Raw genomic sequence first — 21,842 nt, 5'->3', positions numbered from 1 at the left:
TCTAGGAGTAACTTATGAGTATCGCTATTATTACAGGTTCTGCTGGTTTAATTGGCTCTGAAGCCTCCAAGTTCTTTGCTGAAAAGGGCCTAGAAATTGTCGGTATTGACAATGATATGCGCCGGATCTTCTTTGGAGATGATGCTTCCACCACTTGGAACCGCCAGAGATTAGAGAGTTCTTTAGGGAAGCAATACAAACATTTAGATTTAGATATTCGCGACCAAGAGGCGATCGCTACACTCTTCCAAGACTACAGTAAAGATATTGCCCTCATTGTCCATACCGCCGCCCAACCCTCCCACGACTGGGCTGCTCGCGATCCCCACATGGACTTTACCGTAAACGCGAACGGAACCCTCAACTTACTCCAAGCTACCCGCGACTTTGCCCCGAAAGCGCCCTTTATCTTCACTTCTACCAACAAAGTCTACGGCGATACTCCCAACCGTCTGCCTCTCATCGAACAAGAAACCCGATGGGAAATTGACCCCGAACATACCTATCACACTGGTATTCGGGAAGATATGTCCATTGACCAAACCACTCATAGTTTATTTGGTGCGTCTAAAGTTGCAGCCGATGTGTTGGTGCAAGAATATGGTCGCTATTTTCAGATTCCTACAGCCTGTTTTCGGGGCGGATGTCTCACTGGACCTAACCATTCCGGAACCCAACTGCACGGGTTTCTAGCATATTTGATGAAATGTACAGTTACTGGCAAACCCTATACCGTCTTTGGCTATAAGGGTAAGCAAGTTCGGGATAATATCCATAGTGCAGACTTAATTAACGCCTTTGATGCCTTCTTCCAAGCGCCACGGGTTGCCGAAGTTTACAATACCGGTGGCGGGCGCTATAGCAACTGTTCCATGCTCGAAGCGATTAAAATTTGTCAGGAAATTACGGGCAAAGCGTTAAATTGGACGTATTCTGAAACCAACCGCATTGGCGACCATATTTGGTGGATTAGTGATAATGCTAAATTTGCCCACCATTATCCCAATTGGAAACACCAGTATGATGTCCCTCAAATCTTGCGGGAAATTTACGAGTTTAATCAAGAGCGCTGGGAAAAGGAGACTATCTAAATGATTGATGCCGGAAAGCGGAATATTTTGGGCGTTCTCATCAATAGTATTGATTATGAGGGAGCCGTTACTCGAATTATTCAAGCCGCAAAAGAAAAACAAGGACTATCAGTTTCTGCCCTAGCTGTTCACGGAGTGATGACGGGAGTTCTCGATAACACCCACCGCTTCCGGCTCAATCATATGGATTTAATTTGTCCTGATGGGCAACCCGTGCGTTGGGCGCTGAATTTTGTTCATAAAGCGGGATTATCCGACCGAGTATATGGCCCGAATTTAACCTTGAGGGTATGCGAGCGAGCGGCTCAGGAGGGGCTACCCATTTACCTGTACGGGTCGCGGCAAGAAGTTTTAGGTGCTTTTTCTCGGAATTTGTGCGATCGCTATCCTCAGCTCAAAATCGCTGGCTCTCAGCCATCTCGCTTCCGGCAAACGACTACAGAAGAAAAACAGGCAATTGCCCAAACCATAAAAGATAGTGGAGCTGCCATTACCTTAGTCGGTTTAGGATGCCCCCGCCAAGAAGTGTGGGCTTATGAATACCGTGATAGCCTTTCCATGCCCCTTTTAGCCGTAGGTGCAGCGTTTGATTTCCATGCAGGACTCTTACCCCAAGCCCCACCCTCTTTACAAGCTGTAGGTTTAGAATGGTTTTATCGCCTTATTCAAGAACCCAAACGACTCTGGAGACGTTATGTGTTCCTCAATCCCTATTATGTTTGGCTATTAAGTTTACAAATTTTGGGCTTGCGTAAATTCGATCCAGAGAGTACAACACCTCCAGAACAAGAATTACGGTATGGTTAATTAATATGCTCCCCTGCGCCCTAAAACCACTTGTACCGTTTTCAATAAAATTTCAAAATCAAGAGCTAACGACCAATTATTGATATAAGACATATCCAACTTAAAGGCATCTTCAAAGTTTGTGATATCTGACCGCCCTGAAACTTGCCAAAGTCCAGTGATTCCAGGTAGAACGTTGTGGCGCATAAAGTGGTGTTCGGCAAATCCTTCAATATCACGCAGGGGGAGAGGACGGGGGCCTACCAAACTCATTTCTCCAATTAAAACATTAACAATTTGTGGTAGTTCATCTAAGCTATAGCGCCGTAAAAATTTACCTACTCTGGTGATTCGGGGGTCATCTTTCATTTTGAATAAAACGCCACCTTTAATTTCATTTTTGGCTTCCAGTTCCTTCATGAAATCATCGGCATTAACCACCATAGTGCGGTATTTCCAGACTTTAAAATGTCTCCCTTTAAGACCCATGCGAGTTTGCTTAAAAAAGATTGGGCCAGGGGAGTCCAGTTTAATAGCGATCGCTAGAGCAATAAACAGAGGGCTACCTAAGAGTAAAATCAGCGAAGATATGACTAAATCAAATGCCCGCTTTAACCAAAAATCACTGCCCAATAAACCTGGAGGCTGAAATTGAATACTGGGCATTCCTCCAATCATTTCAATTTTGGGATTGTGATGGGGAACTTCTAGACCAATCGGCACAATTCTTAGTGCAATACCCGCATTTTTCAAACTCCAGTAAAGGGGCATAATATTACCCACTACATTCCATGAACAGAAAAACACTTCTCCAACATCAAGAGATTGAATTTCTTCCAGAACATGAGACCACTGATTGGTCGTTTTCTGTAGAGATAGATCAAGTTGCCCAGCGATAGCAAACTCTCTGTTGCTATCTAATTTCAAGGCAATTTTGGCAATCAGGGTATCTTTGGGATTTCCAATCAGAAAAATGCGCCGAGGGACTCGACCATGGCGACGCAGATTGGTAATGGTAGCTTCAGCAATTAACCGTCCTATACCGACATATAAAATCACGAATAACCAGGAGAGAAAAAACATTGACCGGGAAATAATCAGACCCGGTTGATAGATAAAAGCAATAACAATTAAAACGCCTTGAGCGAAGGTAATACTTCTAAGTAAATTGCTAAATTGGCGACGATTGCGACGATTGCCATATAATCCCCCCGTTGCGATCATCCCTAGGGTAATCCATAAAATCGGAAACAAAAATCCAGGTTGCTCTGGAGTATAGGCTAATAGGTGAAAAGAGGGAACATGCTTTAACCAATCAACCCGTTCAACAATAACCTTAGCCGTCTTCCAAGCCAAGGCAATCATCACTGTATCTAAGCACAGAAAGGCTAGAATTCTCAGCCAAGCAACGATCAGTCCTCGTCGCAGGCCCACAATGGTGGGAACCCGCAAATCAACATGATTATGGGGTGATTTATGGGTTTTGTAAGGGGTTTGGGGCAGATTATCTGACATAATTTAACCTTTGCTGCCTCGATCGCAGGTAGAATCTTGAATTTCAACCCTGATCGGATCTCTTCCCAGGCTAGAAATAGGGTTACAGTAGATTGGCACTACACCTTGATACTCTCTGAGACTTCAGATGGTCTTCCAGCCTGAAATGGTGCTTACTTCTGATGATATCCGGAAGTGGGTTAATTTTAGCATTCTCCCCATGGGTTGTCCAAAGGTTAAGTATCCCCTGCCCATAATTTGGGTTTTATGTCTATTTTTTATTTACCTCGAAGATAATCTCTGGAAGGCGATCTTGATCCGATCAGAGATCGCCTATTTCAATCTCTTAACGGCAGATCTGTAATTCTGAATATCGGTTATTTTGACACAATTGTTGAAACGACTGAGTAATTTGAGGATACTGCTGGGGATTTTGACCATACATCACCCTCATTTTATGAAACTCTTCTGGAGATAAATTATGCTGTTGTAAAACAGTTTGTGACTGACTACAAAAGCTTTGTAAATGACTAATAATATCTTGAGAAATCCCCGTTGTATTACTTACAGTCCCTGCCTCTAAATTACAATCAAAAATGGGTTTATTTCCTATGGGAACCAATCCTTGAGTATTTTGCAGAGTCGTTTCCCGAGCCAATTCAATCTCCAAAACCGATTGGACAAAATTGGCCATTTGTACAGGAGAATTAAATTGAGCTTGTGCAGTGCTTGCTCCCGCTAACGATCCACATAAAGATAATACACTCGCAATTAACGTCCGGCCGATCCATGGGCAATCCAAACAGAATCCACCAGAAGAGCGCAGTTGAACTTGAAAATTAAATGAATGATTCATGATGGCACGTTAAAGACACAAGACGATCAACTCTTTTGAATTCTTTTAGGAAGATGAAGTTCCATATCTATCTCAGATTGTCAGCTCTACTCGCTTGGCAGTGGTTCCTGGTAAGAGCTAATCAGTAATGGGAGATAATCTCCAATTGTACGTCAAGATTTCCGATATAGCTGACAGATTTGGATAATGTGAGTCTGGAGAATTTCCCGTTCAGCTCTTCCTTGCTTGAGTCCCCACTCTAGGGAAAGCAAGAGAGGTAGAGTGCGCTGTAATGAGGCAAAAGGGAGCGATCGCACCTGTTGTTTGAGAAAATACACTCGTTTAGGATTAGCCACCTCAGCAGCTTGGGCAATTTGGCGATCGTCGCGCTCTCCGCTCTCAATCATCAATTTAACCCATAACCACGTGCGAAACTGACCCACCAGAGTAGCAACAATCCTTAAAGCCGGTTCATTCCTGTGCAATAAACCCTCAATCAAAGTTAAACTCCGGTCTACCTGGCCTTTAGCGATCGCCTGCGCCAATTCTAAACTCGTTTGCGTATTGGAGACCACCAACCGCTCCACATCCTCGTCATTCAAAACCTCACCATCTGGATGATATAACACCAACTTCTGCAACTCATTCACCAACCGACGAGTATCATTACCTACAGACTGACTCAAAACTTCCGCTCCTCGTTTGGTTAATTTCACCCCCTGTTGACTTGCCATTTCCTCAACCCGTTGCAAGAGTAAATCAGTTTTCCAAGGCGGAATTAAAGAAAATTCCCGGAATTCAGCATACTTTTGCATCAGTTTCGTCACTTTCAACCGTTGATCGAGTCTTCCGGCTACCGTTAGTAATAGCACTGATGAGGTTAACAGAACCGGTAAAGTCCGCTCTAACTCAGCCAATAGACTGCCAGATGCCTGCTGAAATAGACCTGTATTCACCAACCAAACCAACCGATTTCCAGAACCAAATGGAGGAGTCATCGCTTCATTTAAAGCTTCCATAACACTCCCCGGCTGATCCGGTAAGACCTCAGTATAATTAAACGAAATCCAATTGGGATCGAGGAGGCGATCGCGTAACTGCTTAACCCCCTGCTGCATAGCAAACTCATCATCTCCCCAATACACATAAATTGGCATTAACCTAAACCATGAAACGTCGAAACCTACTCCATAAAATTGCCCTAGGCGCAGCCAGCACCTATAGTATCACCGCCTGTCAATCCCCGAACCCTCCTCAACCTAACCCCGAACCTACTCCCAGCCAACCCCTCATTCGCTGGCGCATGGCCACCAGTTGGCCCAAATCCCTAGATATCATCTTTGGAGCCGCAGAAATCCTTTGTCGCCGCGTCGAACAAATGACTGAAGGCCGCTTCACGATTACCCCCTATCCTGCCAATGAAATTATTTCTCCCCTACAAATTCTCGATGGTGTAATTGCAGGAACCGTAGAATGTGGCCATAGCAATCTTCTCTATCTCTTTGACCGCAATCCGGCCCTCGGACTCCTTTCGGGTGTCCCCTTTGGCATGAACACTCAACAGCATAATGCCTGGTTTTATTATGGGGGAGGACTAGAGGCCATGGAAAAAATTTATCAAGATTTTGGCGTGAATGTGTTTCCTGCTGGTAACACAGGGCTACAAATGGGAGGATGGTTTAGTCGCCAGATTAATACCATTAATGACCTCAAGGGCCTAAAAATGCGAATTCCTGGCCTGGGCGGTAAAATACTGAAACGACTCGGCTGTGAAGTCCAAGTTTTGCCTGGGGATCAAATTTTCCCAGCATTGGAGCAAGGTACAATAGATGCTGCTGAGTGGATTGGGCCCTATGATGATGAAAAACTTGGACTCAACCGCATTGCTCCTTATTATTATTATCCAGGTTGGTGGGAACCCTCATCTGTACTGATTGCCTTAGTCAATCGAAAGCAATGGGATCAGCTTCCCAAAACATACCAAGAAATTTTTCGTTCTGCTGCTCTTGAAGCTTATTTCTTAACCATCAGTCGATATGATGCCGCTAATGGAGAAGCCTTAGAACGAATGGTGTTAAGTGGTACAGAGTTACGTCCCTACAGCCAAGACATTTTAGAAAATGCCTACCAAGTGGCCTTAGAACTCTATGAAGAGTATGCCTCAGAAAGTGATGACTTTGCTAGAATCTATCAACAAGGGAAACAATTTCAATCTCGTATTTATAAATGGTATCCAATTAATGACCTAACTTATTCTGATTTTATCTCTGGAATTTCCCCGATCAATTAACCATTTATACATTCATTTTTCCGGTAAAACCCTGAATTCTGGGACTAATTTTGTGTAGCAAAACACACCGCTATCTCCCTTCAATCGATCATGTTGAATCCAATTGTCCGATCTTTCAATTCATCACTATCCAATATCCTAAAGATTACAAAAAACAGGAAGATTACCATTAAAAACAAGCTGAACTTAGCTTTTGGTAGTTTGATTGGAGTTACTTTTTTAATTATGGGAGTTAATTATTGGAATAGTGTCCAAGCCACTTTGAATATTAATCGCACTGAGGAATTGCGAATGCCGATCGCTCTATCGTCTTCAGAAGCACAAAGTAATTTGCTAAAAATGCTCTCTAATGTACGCGGTTATTTGGTAACTGGAGATACTGTATTTCGACAACAATATCAGGAATCTCGACATGCTTTTGAAGAAAATCTTTATGAAATGGAGCAGCTATTTCAACGGTGGAATGTGCCGATACAACTAGAACAGTTGAAAAACTTGCGCCGATTTTATGAAATTTGGTCAGAGTTGCCTCCTTACCTCTTTGACTTAAAAGATGATCGCCTCAAGAGTGAGCCAGGGTTTCGTCTTTGGGAACAAGAAGGAGAACTATTAGCGATTCATATTTTAGCCAATATTGATCAAATAAGCCAAGAGCAAAATCCAAGATTTTCATCCGATCTTGAGTTATTCCAAGAGACGATTAGTTTTAAAATTTTATTTTCCTTATTGGTAGCTGATATCAGGAATTACATTAGTACACGACAAGATGAATATCGTTTCGATTATACAGCACATTATCGGAAGAGTAAAGCCAGCCTAGAAAATCTTCAATCTAGGTCATATTTATTGAGTCAAAGTCAACAAGAATCTTTGAATGATATTATTGAAGGTTTTACTGAAATAGAAGTTATTATAGAAAATACTGTTGAAATTATAGAGAGCGATCGCTATCGAGAAGATCTGTATATATATCAAAGCAAAGCTGAACCGATCGCCAAAGAAATGCTGATTATATTGAATTATATTGTCGAGACCCAAAAACAACAGTTTAGATCCGAATTAACATCCGGTATATCCAGCTTAAATTCTGCTCAACTACAAACCTTAATAGGTTCCCTATTGATCCTAATTTTAGGGTTTATTATGACGCTAATATTGCAGCGTAAAATCTCCGATCCTATCCAGAGATTAACAGAAGTGACCAATTCAGTAATATCGGGAAATCTTGAGGTCAAAGCTTCAGTGGAGTCTCGTGATGAAATTGGAATTTTAGCCCAGACTTTTAATGAGATGACGGATTCTCTTAAGCTTTCTCTGGACACATTAGAAATGTATAATAAAAACCTAGAGTCACTGGTAGAAGAAAGGACTGAAGAACTCCGTGTAAAAAACACAGAGCTGCAATTAACCTTGCATAACTTGAAGCAAGCTCAATCCCATCTAATTCAAGCGGAAAAAATGTCAAGTCTGGGACAAATGGTGGCTGGAATTGCCCATGAAATCAACAATCCCATTAGTTTTATTCAATGTAACCTTTCGCCCTTAACTACCTATTGTCAAGATTTACTCGATTTAGTCCAATCTTATCGAGAATTTTATCCAGATGATATGAATATGTCCAAAAAGATAGAGGAGATTGATTTAGAATACATTGAGGAAGACTTACCTAAACTAGTTGAATCCATGGAGATGGGAGCCAATCGGATTTATGATATTGTCTTATCTTTAAAGAATTTTTCGAGAATCGATCAAGCCAACTTAAAAGAAACGGATATTCATGAAGGTGTTGAAAGCACATTGTTGATTTTACAACATCGTTTAAAATCGGCTAGTAATCAAGGAAGAATAATTCAGATCAACAAAGAATATGGTGATTTACCTTTGGTGGAATGTTACCCGGGGGAACTCAATCAAGTCCTTATGAATATTTTAGCTAATGGCATAGATGTTTTAGAGTCTATGGTGGAAGGAGAAAATGGCAATGCAGACTTGGAGGATGGAATCTTAACGATTCATACTGAATATCAGGAAGAAACGGACAGGATATCCATTCAAATTCAGGATAATGGGCCAGGGATAGATGCCGAAACTGCAAAGAAAATTTTCGATCCGTTTTTCACAACTAAACCGGTGGGTGAAGGCACTGGTTTAGGACTATCGATTAGTTATAAAATTATTACAGAACATCATCAAGGGATGTTAAAATGTTATTCAGAACTAGGTCAAGGCGCTAGGTTTGAAATTGAAATTCCAGCTCATCAAAGCTGGACATCACTCCCCCATGAAGATCAGAGATTGAGTGCATGAAGCCTAGCTGAAAAGGGCGATAGAGAATAGAGGATTAAGATTTAAATTTATGGTTAGTTTTCTCTCAAGAACAACCCCTGAACAGCCGATTTCCGATCGCTTGCAAACCGGATTAAACTCGATCCGCAACCAGTTACGAGACGGGCAAAGACAGATGGCGGACTGGGAAGGGGGAGAGTTGGCGGTTTCGGCTGTACCGGGATCGGGGAAGTCTACGGGGATGGCGGGTGCAGCGGCGATCGCCATTGCCCAAAATCGTCTCCATATTCATCATCAACTGGTGGTAGTGACGTTTACTCGTTCGGCTGCGGCGAGTCTGAAGGGCAAAATTCGCCGCCATCTGCAAACCCTGGGTTTACCGTCCACGGGTTTTGTGGTGCATACGCTCCATGGGTTAGCCCTACAAATTGCAACGCGCCATCCAGAGTTGTCCACCTTGAGTTTAGATGCACTCACACTGATTTCTCCCAACCGATCGCACCAACTGCTGCGCCAAAGTGTCGAACACTGGGCTAATAGCCACCCCAGACTGTACAAAAGACTCTTGGAGGGCAACCAGTCGGACGGAGAAGAAACGGAACGGTTGCGCCGTCAAGGCGTGCTGCGTACTGAAGTTTTACCCCACTTAGGTTATACGGCGATCCACGAAGCTAAAAGCTCTGGTTTATTGCCCTCCGATCTATTTGAACTGGCACAAATTCAGGAGAGTCAAACGTCTGGAGAGCATTACCCGATTTTACGCATTGCGGCGGGACTCTACGAAACCTATCAACAGCAACTGCGATCGCGCTCTTTAATCGATTATGATGACATGATTCTCGGAGCCTTACGAGTTCTCGAAGATGTGGGCGCAAGACGGTTATGGCAAAATCAAGTCTTTGCCGTCTTTGAAGATGAAGCCCAAGACTCGAGTCCTCTACAGGCGAAATTGCTAGAAATTTTAGCCCAAAAGGAGCAGAGTTCTGTAGGGGCGGGTTCTGTAGGGGCGGGTTTATCAAGATCTAGGCTTATAGACAAAAATTTAGATAAACCCGCCCTTACTGCTAGCGAAAATGCCAATAAACCCGCCCCTACTGCTAGCGAAAGTGCCAATAAACCCACCATCAACCTGATCCGAGTGGGAGATCCCAACCAAGCCATTAACTCCACCTTTACCCCAGCCGACCCCATTTATTTTCGCCAATTTTGCGATCGCCTGCGAAACCAAAACCAACTGATCTCCCTTGACTGTGCCGGGCGCTCTAGTCCCATTATTCTCCAAGCAGCTAATTTTATGCTCCAATGGGTAAACCAGCATATTCAACAGCAAAATCAACCCGCCCCCTTACCCTTCAGCCTACAACGGATTCAACCCGTGCCTCCGGAAGACCCCCAACCGGACGCGAACCCAGCCCCTGAAGGCAAAGGTTTAGAACTCTATACTCCCCGTGATGTCTTCCAAAGTGTAGAATGGATCGGCGATCGCATTAAAACCCTATTTACCCAAGACCCCTATCGCAGTGCCGCCGTCCTAGTACGCACCAACGATCAAGGGCGATTTGTTGCCCATCAACTGCGGGAGAAATACGGAACCGAAATTAACCTATTTGAAGTCGCAGAAAGCGATCGCCACTCCCACGTTCCCGCCGAAATACTCAACCTACTTAACTTCCTCGAACGTCCCCATTCTCCCGACACTCTCAAAGCAGCTCTCACCGTCCTCGCCAACCGCCGCCTCATTCCGCCCCAAGACCTCAACGCCCTCGCCAGCTTACCCGAAGTCTTCCTCTACCCCGGTCCTCTCGACTCTCCTGGAAGCGAAACCAGCAAAAGCGCCCGGCGTTACTGTCGCGCCCTCCTGCGAGCCAGATTAGATCTCCCCCCTTACCAACTCATTCCCTTTCTCGGTCTTGCCCTACGCTATACGCAAAACGAACTCGCTACGGCTGATAAATTAGCAGAACGAGTCACCCAGCAAACCCTAGGTGACTCGTCCCTTTCGGCTCTGTTGAGAGTTCTAACTGAAATTGTGCAATCAGAACGATTTGAGCCAGTTCAAGTAGATACTGCCGATGATTCCCCTTATATGCGGCTAGGCCAGCTTACCATTATTACCATGCATAAAGCCAAGGGATTGGACTGGGATTATGTCTTTTTGCCCTTTTTACATAAAAATATGATTCCTGGGAGTTTCTGGACTCCTCCCCAAACCCGATTTTTAGGGGACTTTAGTTTAGCCGAAGTCGCTCGTGCCCAAATTCGCGCTTATTTACACGACGATCCGATTCCAGAGGGCAATGAAGCTTGGGAAAAAGCCGAACAGTTAAAAACCGCTGAAGAATATCGCTTACTCTATGTAGCCATGACTCGTGCCAAACGCCTCTTATGGATGTCTGCTGCAAACAAAGCGCCGTTTACATGGAGTAAGTTCAATGTCAATCGTCAGATGACACTTCAATCTCAACCCGTCTGTCCTATTTTCCCTGCCCTAAAGCGCCAATTTCCTGAATCTGGTGTTTCAATTAAACATTAAAATACAGCATTTCCTGACTCAACAGTATAATCAAATAAACTTATTGAGCGCTTTCACCAATTGATGTACAGTTGTTGATGGATTATCTTTAGCTGGATTTACAGGATCGTACTGTTCCAAAAGTTGTTCAGCCCGTTCAATCGCTTTCTTCTGTCTATCACGCAAAAGTTCATACATATTCTTATTGTTTTTTTCATATGCTTTACCCATATAGCGCTTTGCGCTAGGGAATAGGGAATAGGGAATAGGGAATAGGCTTTTGGTACATAGCTTTGAGGATTCAATACTGTCCCTCATAACAGCGCAAAGCGCTGTATATGAAGATAGTTTAGAATCATATTTTTCTGGAGGTATCGCACTATCGCAATAATCAAAATGCAAGAGATACCATAATTCAAACTTTGGGTTAGAGTAGGCAATTTCAAAACCTTTATTTTTAGCGCTAGATAGGGCAGAATTAAAATCTTGTAATGTCCAAGAATCCCGATCGAATACACACCAAACTCGATCGTAATCCCCATCTTCATCATTTAATTGACTTGCATAATCAACCAATTGACTAGGATTTCGTCCTAAACCTTTTACTTTAACCACATCTTTAGGCACACGAAAGCTTCTAAAATAGTTAGGTTCTGTTTTTGTTCCTTCACAAACGATTAGAAATCTTTGTTTAAGTTTTCTGGCATCCTGTTTCCTCTCATATTTAGGGCTGCGGGACTTTCTTTTTTTAGTCATTAGAGTTCATGACATAACTTAGATCGCCAAGATAGGGGATTGCACCATATCTTCCTTTAATATAGTCACTTTCAAACCCAGCATCATTCCGGACTTTATATTCTGCCAGAGAATATAAATCCGTAGCTCCATATCTATTCTTTTCTGTAAACCAAATTTGATCTCTGCGAATTTTTTTATGGTTCAACAAGTGAGTATCATGGGTAATAAATATAAGTTGAGCATTATTTGGGTTATTATCTTTTGAGTTAAACAGTTCCATAATCCCCAGGCTAATCAGAGGGTGCAACCTAGCATCAAACTCATCAATCATCAAAACTTGACTCTCTTTGAGAGCCATAATTAACCTTCCAGCCAGAGCAAACAGCTTCTGTGTACCTTCAGATTCATGATGGTTCAAATTGAATTCTTCAGTAAACTCAAGATTACCATTCTCATCAAAAACCTGGTGATATGTTCCCACAGAAACTATTTTGGCTTCTTTCATATGATCTTCTTCCATGAGATTCCTTAGCCCTTCTTTTATATCATCTGGCAAGATATTAAACTCTGGGAAAAAATCTCTTTCTTTAATCTTAATACCACTGATCCCTAAATCAAGTCTCTTGATTAATTCTTTAATATCATCGTTGATATTTTTTTTTTCCAGGCAGTTTAATGTATAGCTCATATCCTCCGTATCATTTAATCCAGATACAATATTTAGTTTTCTGCTTAACCAATCCAATATCTGTTCTGCTAGATCAATATTAAACTGAGAGCATACAGAAAGATACAAAGCATTACTGCGAGTAAATTGAATCAGCATGAATTGTTTTAAGCCACTATTTTGGTATTTTTTAGTTTGTTGTATATTATCTAATTCACGACTAAAAAGTTTAGTTTCTCGAAGATTAGGAACATAATACAGCCATTCAGATATCACCTTATCTTGAGTTACTTCAAATCCATATCTGTATTTTGTCCCATCCATGATAAAGACTAGCTCAAACAATGACGGCTGTGTTTTCGTTTCCGTGCTGAGTCTAAACGGCTCTACCTTTATTTTTTCAGTACTCTGAGTTTCTTTTGATGAATTGATGATAAACCACTTCATAAAACCTAACGCTTTTACCAGATTACTTTTACCACTAGCGTTAGCTCCATATATTGCTGAACTCTTAAGCAGTTTTAGATTTTTATCGACACTAAAACTATTGTCTTCATTAATTGGTTTGTTTTTAGAGACGAGATTAGCCGCAACCATACTGAACGTGACAGGTTCTTTAAAAGATCTGTAGTTGCCAACACTAAACTCGATAAGCATGGGTGATTCTCGGTACTTCTATCAAAGATTGGAAAAAAAATCTCAAATCTCGTGTACTCACCATATTAGCCTATGAGTGACCTCCTCACCAAAGGAGCAAGGAAGTATAAGGAAGTATAACGTTGCATCTTCTGGGTTTTACCCTATACTCTACGCTATAGCTAAGGGAAAAGGTAATGCCTGGAGGTTTGCTCAACAATGTTGTCATCCCAATCTGAACGCTTGTTGATTGGACAAGTGAAAGCCCAAAGCGGGGTTCCGATCAAGACTATTCGCTATTATGAACAGTTGGGATTGATTGCAGCAGTCGATCGCACAGAGGGAGGATTTCGCCTATTTTCGCCCCAGGTTCTATCTCGGTTAGCATTTATCCGGCGATCGCAGCATTTAGGCTTTAGTCTCCAAGAAATTAAGCAGATTTTACACATTCACGACCAAGGTGAACTTCCCTGCGAGCAAGTACGCCACAATATTAAGGTTAAAGTTACCGAGATTGATCGCCGCATTACCGAATTAAAACAGTTAAAACAAGAATTACTCGATTTAGTCCAAACCTCTCCCCAAGTCGATTCATCAGCAGCCCCCATTATTTGCCCCATTATCCAACAACCTCAAATCCCAGGGAAGAGATCTCCCAGATAAGAGGTGATACCTGTATCAGAACCCCCTATTCCCTATTTCAAGGTCGCTGAATATGGATTAAATTCGACATATTTTCAAACGTATCATCGTGGCTAATCACAAACAATTGCCGGAAAGATTTGAGATTACCAATCGCCTCCGCTAACTGTTGACGGCGTGGGAGATCCATGTTCGTCGTCGGTTCATCAAAAAAGGCAATATCCAAATCCGATAACGTCCGCAAAATAGCTAATCTCACCGCCAGAGCTGCACACATTTGCTCCCCTCCTGATAAGCTCTTAAAGTTGCGCTTATAGCCATCTTCTTGCACCACAATATCATAATCTTCGGTCCATTCCAGTGCTACATTTTGCCGGTTCATCAGTTCCCGAAAAATTGAATCTGCTTCTTGGGAAATCTCGGCTAAATAGAATTTCGTAATCCGGGGTGAAGCTTGATTAAAGAAAAATCGAGCATCTTTAATAAATTGCCCGTTTCGTTTGGCTCTTTGCAATTCGACTACGGTTTGCTCTCGCTTCTTAGCAATTTCTCCTTTTTTCACTAAGGATTGACAAATTTCGGTTAATTCTTTGCGCTGGAATGAAAGAGTTGTTTCCAGTTGTGCCAAGCGATTATTCATGTTTTTTAGCTCTTGCTCGACTGGTTGGATTTCTGCTAAACTGTAGGTAGAATTAAGCCGATCCAGCTCAGTTTGTTGTTTCTGTTTAGCGATTTCCAGTTCTTCCAACTTTGCCCTGGTTTCCGTCAATTTCTGTTGTCGCTCTTCTAGGGTTTGCGCTTCTTTATGCGATTGAAGATAGAGCAAATAGCCAGCGGAATGCTCTTGTTTGAGCTGTTCTACTTGGGCGATCTCTGCTTCAAGGGTTTCAAAATTAGCCAGTTGCTCATTGAGTCCATCAATAGCGTGCTGAATCTCTCGTTTTTCCTCTGTTAACTTCTGCCATTGCTGTTCAAAATTGGGGGAACGAGCAAGTTGTTGTTCGAGAATATGACGTTGCGCTCTAGGGTTGGCAAGCTCTTGCAGGCGATCGCCAATTTCATGCGACTCTAAATTCAACGCTTCTTCCCCGTCAATTTTACCCTCTAAGGCGATTAAGCGCGATCGCAGCTCCTGCCCTTCCTGCTTCAATTCCTCTTCCTGTTTGCGCTTATCGGATAAATTTTTAACTTCCGCCCGACATTGATACGCCAGTTCCAATTGCGATCTTAACTGCTCGCATGTTGCCGTTAATTCCTGCTCATTCACCTGTTGCTGTAAGTCAGCACTCATCTGATGAAGTCGCTCTAAACTCTGATCCTGGCAATGTTTCCCCGCATCAATCAGGGTTTGCACGTCTGGATCTAGGGAAGGTAAAATGGGCTGAAGTTGCTGATAATACGAGTGCTGTTGTTCCCCTAAATCGATTAACGTCTCAATTTCCTGGGCAAACTGCTCGGCAGCCGCCACCCTACTGAGGTGAGCTTGATACTTTTGCAACTGTCCCTCTAACTGCGGAATTTGAGCCACAGAAGGTTCTAAAGCTTCTAGGCGATCGCCTTCCTGTTTCACCTCATTTAACCGCTCTAAACACTCATATAACTGCCGCTCCGTGCCCTCTTGCTCCCGCCTCCAATCCCGTATCGCTTGCAGTTGAGTGTTCAGGTTTTCCTGTTTCTCTTCTAATCGACTTTGCTCTTCTACCGCAGGCACTAACTCTTCAATTTTCCGTTCGGCAACCTGATAACTCTCCCGTTGCATCTCCACTTTTGTTAACTGAGTCTGGACTTTGTGCAAATCTTGTCCTTGTTTCTCTTTTTCTCGCAACAGTTTCTGTTGCAGTTTCTGCGTTTTTACCCGTTCCTTTAACTGAGCTTCTGCTTGTTCATAAGCGCGATGATTGGCTTGATTTTCCTCACATTTTTGGGCGCTCTCTTGGGCTTGCTGATAAGCTTTTTCTCGATGATAGCAATCTTGACCGATCCCTTGAAACTCCGCCTCTAACTGTTGGAGATTGCGGGTACAGTGTTCCACCTGTTGCTGATGTTGCTTAAACTCGCGTTCTTGTTGCTCTAGAGTTTTCAGTCGCTCAATAACCGTCTGTTTCTCTGAGTCCCCTTGCTCTAGCAACTCATTGATCTCTTGATGCCGATCTTGCAGGACTTGCCAATCTTCCAATTGCAGATCGAATCGCTCTAAATGCTGTTCGCAGGTTGTCACTTCATCCTGTGCAAATTGTTCTAAATCCCGCGAAGCTTGATAAGCTTTTTTGTAGTCTTCAACTCGTAAAATAGGATCGAATACAGTTTTCCGCTCTCCTGGATTTTTGAGAAAATCACTGGTAAACATTCCTTGGGGAATTCCAATTGCTTCTGAAAAGAGTTTTGCTAAATCCGTATCTTTCGGAACGCCCAAATGTTCCTGTAACCAGAGCAACACATCATTCACTTTAGTCGGATCGAGCTTACAGTTAATCTGTGGATCGTAAAGCTCATATCCGCGACGGGTACAGCGTTTCACTTGATAGGTTCTGCCATCGCGATTAGAAATGAAGTGTACTGTGGCTTGGGCACTTTTAGCTCCTTTGCGAATCAACTCTTCTCGCTGATATTGACAAGAGTTAAATAGTACCCAAGCAATCGCTTCTAAAATTGACGTTTTCCCTGCGCCATTTTCTCCACAAATAGCATTACTTCCCACTTCAAACTCTAAATAGAGATCGGCGTGGGACTTAAAGTTTTTCAGACTGACAGATAGAATTTCCATGGATAATTTATTTAACTTAAGTTGGGTTAGCAATAACCCAACCACAATCATCAGTCAAAATTGGGTATATCTAAACGTCTTCAGCCGCTTGCAGGAATAATTTACGAGCAACGGTTTGAATTCCGGTATGGCGATAATAGTCTGTCGATTGGTCAAGAAAAGCCCCGACTAAATCTAAAGCATCATCCGAGAAGTCAATAAATCCTCCGATGTGGTCAAAAACGCTTTCAGGGGTTAAGCCAACGGAACCGACTAAATTCCCCATCCATCCTTCAACAGCACCAAACGTTTCGTTAATAAACCCTAATTTATCATCACCCGGAATGAAGTTAGCAATGGCTCCAAAAACCGGATTCCGGGTCAAAACACTGCCACCTTGCTCATCTAAGGTTGAGTGAACTTTTTGTAAGAAATTTGGTCCCAAAGGGAGTAAACCATCGACGGAGACTAATGCTGCCATCCGCATGAGGGATGCTCCGTGATAATGCTCCGTCAGTTCGGTAACAAATTCACCTGGATTGAGAACAGGCAGTCCATTCAGCTTGCTGTACGCAATCAATTCTGTGACTAATTTTAAGCATAAATCCACCGATTGGGTCGTATCGGCTTTGGGAGTTAATCGATTTAAAAATCCTAATAAGCCAATTTTTTCGCCCACTTTATTCGCCATGGCAGCCGCACCGAGTGCTTTGTCTGCATTATCGATGGTTTTATAAAACCAAATAGCCCCTTGATAGCCATTATTGGTATCATTGTACAGCTCGATCGCCCGATTGCGGATATCCCGGATGCGATCGCCGTCTGTTTCCCCGGTTACGACTTCAATCGTGCGATCGCAACCCACCACATTCTCCCACTCTCCAGGGACAACAAAATCCAGAGCGTTGAGCATCTTTACCGTCAGGTTATCCGACGGTAATTCATCAAGTAACTCAATAATTGAATCAGCCATCTTTCGTTCCTACTTGAAGACTTTCTCTATTCTGAAGTCTATCCCTGCAATGCGTCAATATAGGGCTACGGGCTAGGCAATAAGCAAAAATTCTTAGTTTGTTGCTCCCACTTCCTGATTTTCCTAGCGTATGGCAAGTATAGAGCAACCGGACTCCTATGTTGAAGTTTTTCTGATTCGATTCTAACCTAACGACAAGAACTTATAACTTTTGCAAAGGAACAACTTTTGGATTCAGAATTTTGCGCCCTAAACCTGTAAATTGAACCGCTACAGATTGCTGTTCTCCCTTGCCAAAAACATGGGTAACTTGTCCGACTCCAAAACTGCGATGAAGGACGCGATCGCCAACTTGCCAACCCTTGTTGTTTCCTTTAGGGATTTTAGCCTTCGTTCCCACCTTAGCTTCGGATTTCTTAACCGGCTTTTTCACTGTTTTTTGAGGGGCGGTACTTGGGGAAGTCACTCTTGCTTGATATTGGGTAGTCCCCTTTAATAACTCGCGGGGTAATTCAGCTAAAAATTGAGATGCAGTTGCCGGTTCCCGGTTTCCCCATAACCGTCTTTCTTGGGCATGGGTTAAAAACAATTGTTCCTGAGCGCGGGTAATTCCTACATAACATAAGCGCCGCTCTTCTTCCAAGGCTGCGGGGTCATCCATACTGCGGAAATTAGGAAATAAACCCTCTTCTAATCCCACTAAAAATACGATTGGAAATTCTAAACCTTTCGCTGCATGAAGGGTCATCAAGGTAACAGCATTTTCCCCTTCTTCCAGGTTATCTAACTCCGATTGTAAGGGGGCATAATTGAGATAACTGGATAAATGGGTATCGCCAGTTTCTTCCTCATATTGGATAATGGCACTAAATAACTCTTGCAAGTTTTGTAAGCGGTTTTCGGATTCGTCAGTTCCTTGATATTTTAAATCTTTGAGATATTCAGAGTCGGTTAAAATTCCTTGGGCAATGGTAGAGGCTTTTTCAGTTTCGAGACGTTCTTGCCAACGAGTAATCAGCTTATAAAAGCCCATTACTGCTTTAGTTGAGCGTCCGGCTAATGTACGCACGGAAGTTTCATCACTGATGATTTCCCATAGGGGAATCCCCAGTTCTGAGGATGCACCTAGGAGCCGATCTAAGGTAGATTTACCAATGCCGCGACGAGGAACATTAATGATGCGTAATAAACTGACAGTATCAGCCGGATTGATCAATAACCTGAGATAACAAATGGCATCTTTGATTTCCTTGCGATCGTAAAACTTTAATCCCCCAACCATCCGATATTTAATATTTTGTCTCACCAATACTTCCTCAAAGGCACGAGACTGGGCATTGGTCCGATACAAAATGGAAAAGCTACCCCAATTGACATCCGGATACTTTTGTTCCAGTTGACGCATCTGACGGATCGCAAATTCCGCCTCGTCGATTTCATTATCAGCTTGGTAACAAGTAATTGGCACTCCAGAATCACGAGTGGGGCGTAATACTTTATCAATTCGCTCTTTATTATTTTGAATCAACTCATTCGCTGCTTGTAGAATATTTTCTCGCGAGCGATAGTTTTCTTCTAATTTAATCATGGTCTCGCTTTTCTGGTCTGATAAACCATCGCCAAAATCTTGTTGAAAATCCATCAAAATGGTAAAATCTGCCATGCGGAAGCTATAAATCGATTGATCGGCATCTCCAACGACGAAAATAGAGCGATTTTGCCAATCTTTGTAATCACGGCTCTGGACTCCTCCCGTGGCTAACAAACGAATTAAATCATATTGGGTGCGGTTCGTATCTTGATATTCATCGACTAAAATATGATGAAAGCGGTTATGCCAATAGGCTAATACTTGCTCGTTTTTGCGCAGCAAGTTCACCGGGACTAAAATCAAGTCATCAAAATCGAGGGCATTATTTTCGGCTAACCGCTTTTGATAGAGTTCATAAACTTCGGAAATTACCCGTCCCCGATAATTCGGTTGTTCTCGCTGAAAGTCCTGGGGCGATAATCCCTGATTTTTGGCATTGCTAATGGCGTAACGAACGGATTTATGATTAAACTTTTTGTCATCTAGATTTAAGTCTTTGGTAACAATTTCTTTCACCAGTCCTTGTACATCCGATTCATCAAAGATAGAGAACTGTTTATCCCACCTTCTACCTGCTTCATCCTGATATTTATCGATGTCGTAGCGTAAAATTCGAGCGCAGGACGCGTGAAATGTCCCCACCCATAGGGGCTTAATATAATCTTGATAGATGCGCGATCGCAACCGAACCTGTTCGGCATCCCCCAAATCATCCCAATCTCGACCCGTAGAACTCGGAGCTAACTGCTGGGCAAACAAGCTCTCAATGCGCTCCTTCATTTCCCGAGCCGCCTTATTCGTAAACGTGACCGCCAGAATCTGTTCTGGATTCACCCGATGCTGTAGAATCAGATTAGCAATCCGATAGGTAAGGGCACGAGTCTTTCCGGAACCTGCACCTGCAACCACCAACATCGGGCCGCACAGATGCTCCACCGCCTTTCGTTGCGAAGGGTTGAGAACACTGAGAAAATCTGAAGTTTGGGTCATGAGTTGGAACAAGGCTGAATCTACGGCAAATCAAAGAGGACATTATAACATTACTTGTGTAGCTCAGGGAAATCAGAACTAAATTAGAAGTGTGAATTATTTGTAATAAGTCAGGTGAGTTTTGATGTGTTCTCTTGAAGTAGTGTGCAGTTCGCGATCGCCTGTTTCTTAGCTACATCTTGGCAAAATCTATACCTTGTGCTATCATCAATTGCGGTATTCAGAGATGAAGGGAGATCTAGATCGTCTCAGATTATCCAGATTGTTCTCTACCGCTTCAAATTCACTCTTTAAACACTCCTAATGTTTACCAATATTCGTCTTTTATTGGAAGCTTGTAACTCCTTAAACCTGGATTATGAGATCGTTCATCCTAACGAAAATGTAATCCAAGTTAATCTCGATAAGCCCTATTTGTTTGTTAATGGATTTACTCCGATTTTAACTGGGGCTATCCTAAAAGTGGTAAAAGATAAAGACTATACTTATCATTTGCTCAAAGATCGGGTATTAATGCCGAAAACTGTTGCCTATGTCGATCCCTATGTTTCTACTTACGAAAACTATGCTATCCATAAGAGTATTCCAGAAATAGTTGCGGCAATTGAAGAGACGTTTAGCTTACCGGTAATTGTCAAGAAAAATACTGGATCGGGGGGAGAAAATGTATTTCTCTGTGATAAAAAAGCTCAGATTGAAGAGTCCTTACAGACTATTTTTAATCTGCATGACAAAGATTATGACTATATGGCCTTAGCCCAAGAGGTGATTGAAATTGAGAGGGAATATCGGGCTATTTTTCTGAATAAATCTTTGGTTTTGCTCTACGAAAAAAACATCCAAAATGCAACCTTTACAGGGAATTTAAGTCCTCTCCATTGGGATGGCGCGCAAGCCATTCACGTGACGGATGAAGATACGATAAACAAACTAGAAGAGTTTATTCAACCTATCTTTGAGCGATTACCAATTGACTATGGAGGATTTGATATTGCAGTGGATCAGTCTGGAGCGTTATGGTTAATAGAAATTAACTCTAATCCAAATTATAAGATTTTCATTCGCGATAATCCAGAGAAGCTTGCCGTAGAAGTCTTTGAGAAACTTTTAAAATCTCTGATGAAGTCACATTAAAGGACAGATATCATGCCATTTCCCTATACTCGAACGGTTCGCTTTGCAGAAACAGATGCTGCGGGTGTGGTCTATTTTGCCAATCTGTTTCAGTTTTGTCATGAAGCCTATGAAGCCTCTTTAGCTACGGCGGGAATTGACTTAAAGGAGTTCTTTTGTCAGCCGAAAATAGCTTTTCCCATTATTCATAGCGAAGCCGATTTTTATCGACCTCTAACTTGTGGGGATTGTTTGGATATTGAACTGACTCCGGTGTTTTGTCCACCAGATGAATATGAAATTAATTATAAGATAAGAGTGGCCGATCGCGCTGTCGCCAAAGCCACCACTCGCCATGTCTGTATCGATGCTCACCAGCGCACTAGGCAACCTCTACCAAAAGTTTTGCTGAACTGGCTTCATAAATGGTCTAATTAATCACTGAAAAGATGATT

At 42.6% G+C, this 21,842-nt stretch carries 16 protein-coding genes; 8 read left to right on the top strand and 8 right to left on the bottom strand.

Translation table 11 applies throughout. From position 1 onward, the window contains the following. Positions 1-14 precede the first annotated feature (14 nt). Entirely contained in the window at positions 15-1,091 is a 1,077-nt protein-coding gene (locus J7545_RS17610) for an NAD-dependent epimerase/dehydratase family protein (RefSeq protein ID WP_318699246.1), read from the top strand. Beyond that, positions 1,092-1,898 carry a WecB/TagA/CpsF family glycosyltransferase gene (locus tag J7545_RS17605; RefSeq protein ID WP_318699247.1) on the top strand — a complete coding sequence of 269 codons (807 nt, stop codon included), beginning with the start codon at positions 1,092-1,094 and terminating at the stop codon, positions 1,896-1,898. It abuts the gene before it with no gap. On the opposite strand, the gene J7545_RS17600 is transcribed toward J7545_RS17605, so the two are convergent. The 3 genes from J7545_RS17600 to holA all read right to left on the bottom strand — a co-directional run bounded on the left by J7545_RS17600 (position 1,899) and on the right by holA (position 5,363). Then, entirely contained in the window at positions 1,899-3,392 is a 1,494-nt protein-coding gene (locus J7545_RS17600; protein ID WP_318699248.1) for a sugar transferase, read from the bottom strand. It lies immediately after the preceding gene. Positions 3,393-3,717: 325 nt separating this feature from the next. Continuing rightward, positions 3,718-4,227 carry a DUF4168 domain-containing protein gene (locus J7545_RS17595; RefSeq protein WP_318699249.1) on the bottom strand — a complete coding sequence of 170 codons (510 nt, stop codon included), beginning with the start codon at positions 4,225-4,227 and terminating at the stop codon, positions 3,718-3,720. 152 nt (positions 4,228-4,379) lie between these two features. Next, a complete protein-coding gene (gene holA / locus J7545_RS17590) occupies positions 4,380-5,363 on the bottom strand; it encodes a DNA polymerase III subunit delta (RefSeq protein ID WP_318699250.1) in 984 nt (327 codons plus the stop codon). Positions 5,364-5,374: 11 nt separating this feature from the next. Here holA and J7545_RS17585 point away from each other — a divergent pair, with 11 nt between their 5' ends. The 3 genes from J7545_RS17585 to J7545_RS17575 all read left to right on the top strand — a co-directional run bounded on the left by J7545_RS17585 (position 5,375) and on the right by J7545_RS17575 (position 11,315). Then, complete coding sequence (locus J7545_RS17585; RefSeq protein WP_318699251.1) at positions 5,375-6,496, top strand: TRAP transporter substrate-binding protein DctP; 1,122 nt, start codon at positions 5,375-5,377, stop codon at positions 6,494-6,496. A 225-nt stretch (positions 6,497-6,721) separates the two neighbouring features. Next, positions 6,722-8,803 (top strand): ATP-binding protein, encoded by a 2,082-nt coding sequence (locus J7545_RS17580; RefSeq protein WP_318699252.1) that lies wholly within the window; start codon positions 6,722-6,724, stop codon positions 8,801-8,803. 49 nt (positions 8,804-8,852) lie between these two features. Beyond that, entirely contained in the window at positions 8,853-11,315 is a 2,463-nt protein-coding gene (locus J7545_RS17575; RefSeq protein ID WP_318719930.1) for an ATP-dependent helicase, read from the top strand. Between the two features lie 30 nt (positions 11,316-11,345). On the opposite strand, the gene J7545_RS17570 is transcribed toward J7545_RS17575, so the two are convergent. Both J7545_RS17570 and J7545_RS17565 read right to left on the bottom strand, forming a co-directional pair. Then, positions 11,346-12,050: an RloB family protein gene (locus J7545_RS17570; RefSeq protein WP_318699254.1), complete on the bottom strand. Its 705-nt coding sequence runs from the start codon at positions 12,048-12,050 to the stop codon at positions 11,346-11,348. Beyond that, positions 12,043-13,356 (bottom strand): ATP-binding protein, encoded by a 1,314-nt coding sequence (locus J7545_RS17565; RefSeq protein WP_318699255.1) that lies wholly within the window; start codon positions 13,354-13,356, stop codon positions 12,043-12,045. Before J7545_RS17565 ends, J7545_RS17570 begins: the two co-directional genes overlap by 8 nt. A gap of 198 nt (positions 13,357-13,554) precedes the next feature. Here J7545_RS17565 and J7545_RS17560 point away from each other — a divergent pair, with 198 nt between their 5' ends. Continuing rightward, positions 13,555-13,998 (top strand): heavy metal-responsive transcriptional regulator, encoded by a 444-nt coding sequence (locus J7545_RS17560; protein WP_318699256.1) that lies wholly within the window; start codon positions 13,555-13,557, stop codon positions 13,996-13,998. 37 nt (positions 13,999-14,035) lie between these two features. Here the strand turns inward: J7545_RS17560 and J7545_RS17555 are convergent, their stop codons facing one another. The 3 genes from J7545_RS17555 to pcrA all read right to left on the bottom strand — a co-directional run bounded on the left by J7545_RS17555 (position 14,036) and on the right by pcrA (position 20,274). Then, entirely contained in the window at positions 14,036-16,741 is a 2,706-nt protein-coding gene (locus J7545_RS17555; protein ID WP_318699257.1) for an SMC family ATPase, read from the bottom strand. 70 nt (positions 16,742-16,811) lie between these two features. Continuing rightward, positions 16,812-17,693, bottom strand: coding sequence for a hypothetical protein (locus J7545_RS17550; RefSeq protein WP_318699258.1), 882 nt, complete (start codon positions 17,691-17,693; stop codon positions 16,812-16,814). 202 nt (positions 17,694-17,895) lie between these two features. Then, positions 17,896-20,274 (bottom strand): DNA helicase PcrA, encoded by a 2,379-nt coding sequence (gene pcrA, locus J7545_RS17545; protein ID WP_318699259.1) that lies wholly within the window; start codon positions 20,272-20,274, stop codon positions 17,896-17,898. Positions 20,275-20,577: 303 nt separating this feature from the next. Here pcrA and J7545_RS17540 point away from each other — a divergent pair, with 303 nt between their 5' ends. Beyond that, a complete protein-coding gene (locus tag J7545_RS17540; RefSeq protein WP_318699260.1) occupies positions 20,578-21,408 on the top strand; it encodes an ATP-grasp domain-containing protein in 831 nt (276 codons plus the stop codon). A gap of 12 nt (positions 21,409-21,420) precedes the next feature. Then, complete coding sequence (locus J7545_RS17535) at positions 21,421-21,825, top strand: thioesterase family protein (protein WP_318699261.1); 405 nt, start codon at positions 21,421-21,423, stop codon at positions 21,823-21,825. The last annotated feature ends 17 nt before the right edge of the window (positions 21,826-21,842 follow it).

The sequence above is a fragment of the Roseofilum sp. SBFL genome, from assembly GCF_017746885.1.
In the GTDB taxonomy this organism is placed as follows: Bacteria; Cyanobacteriota; Cyanobacteriia; order Cyanobacteriales; family Desertifilaceae; genus Roseofilum.
This window is presented reverse-complemented; position numbering and strand designations above follow the sequence as displayed.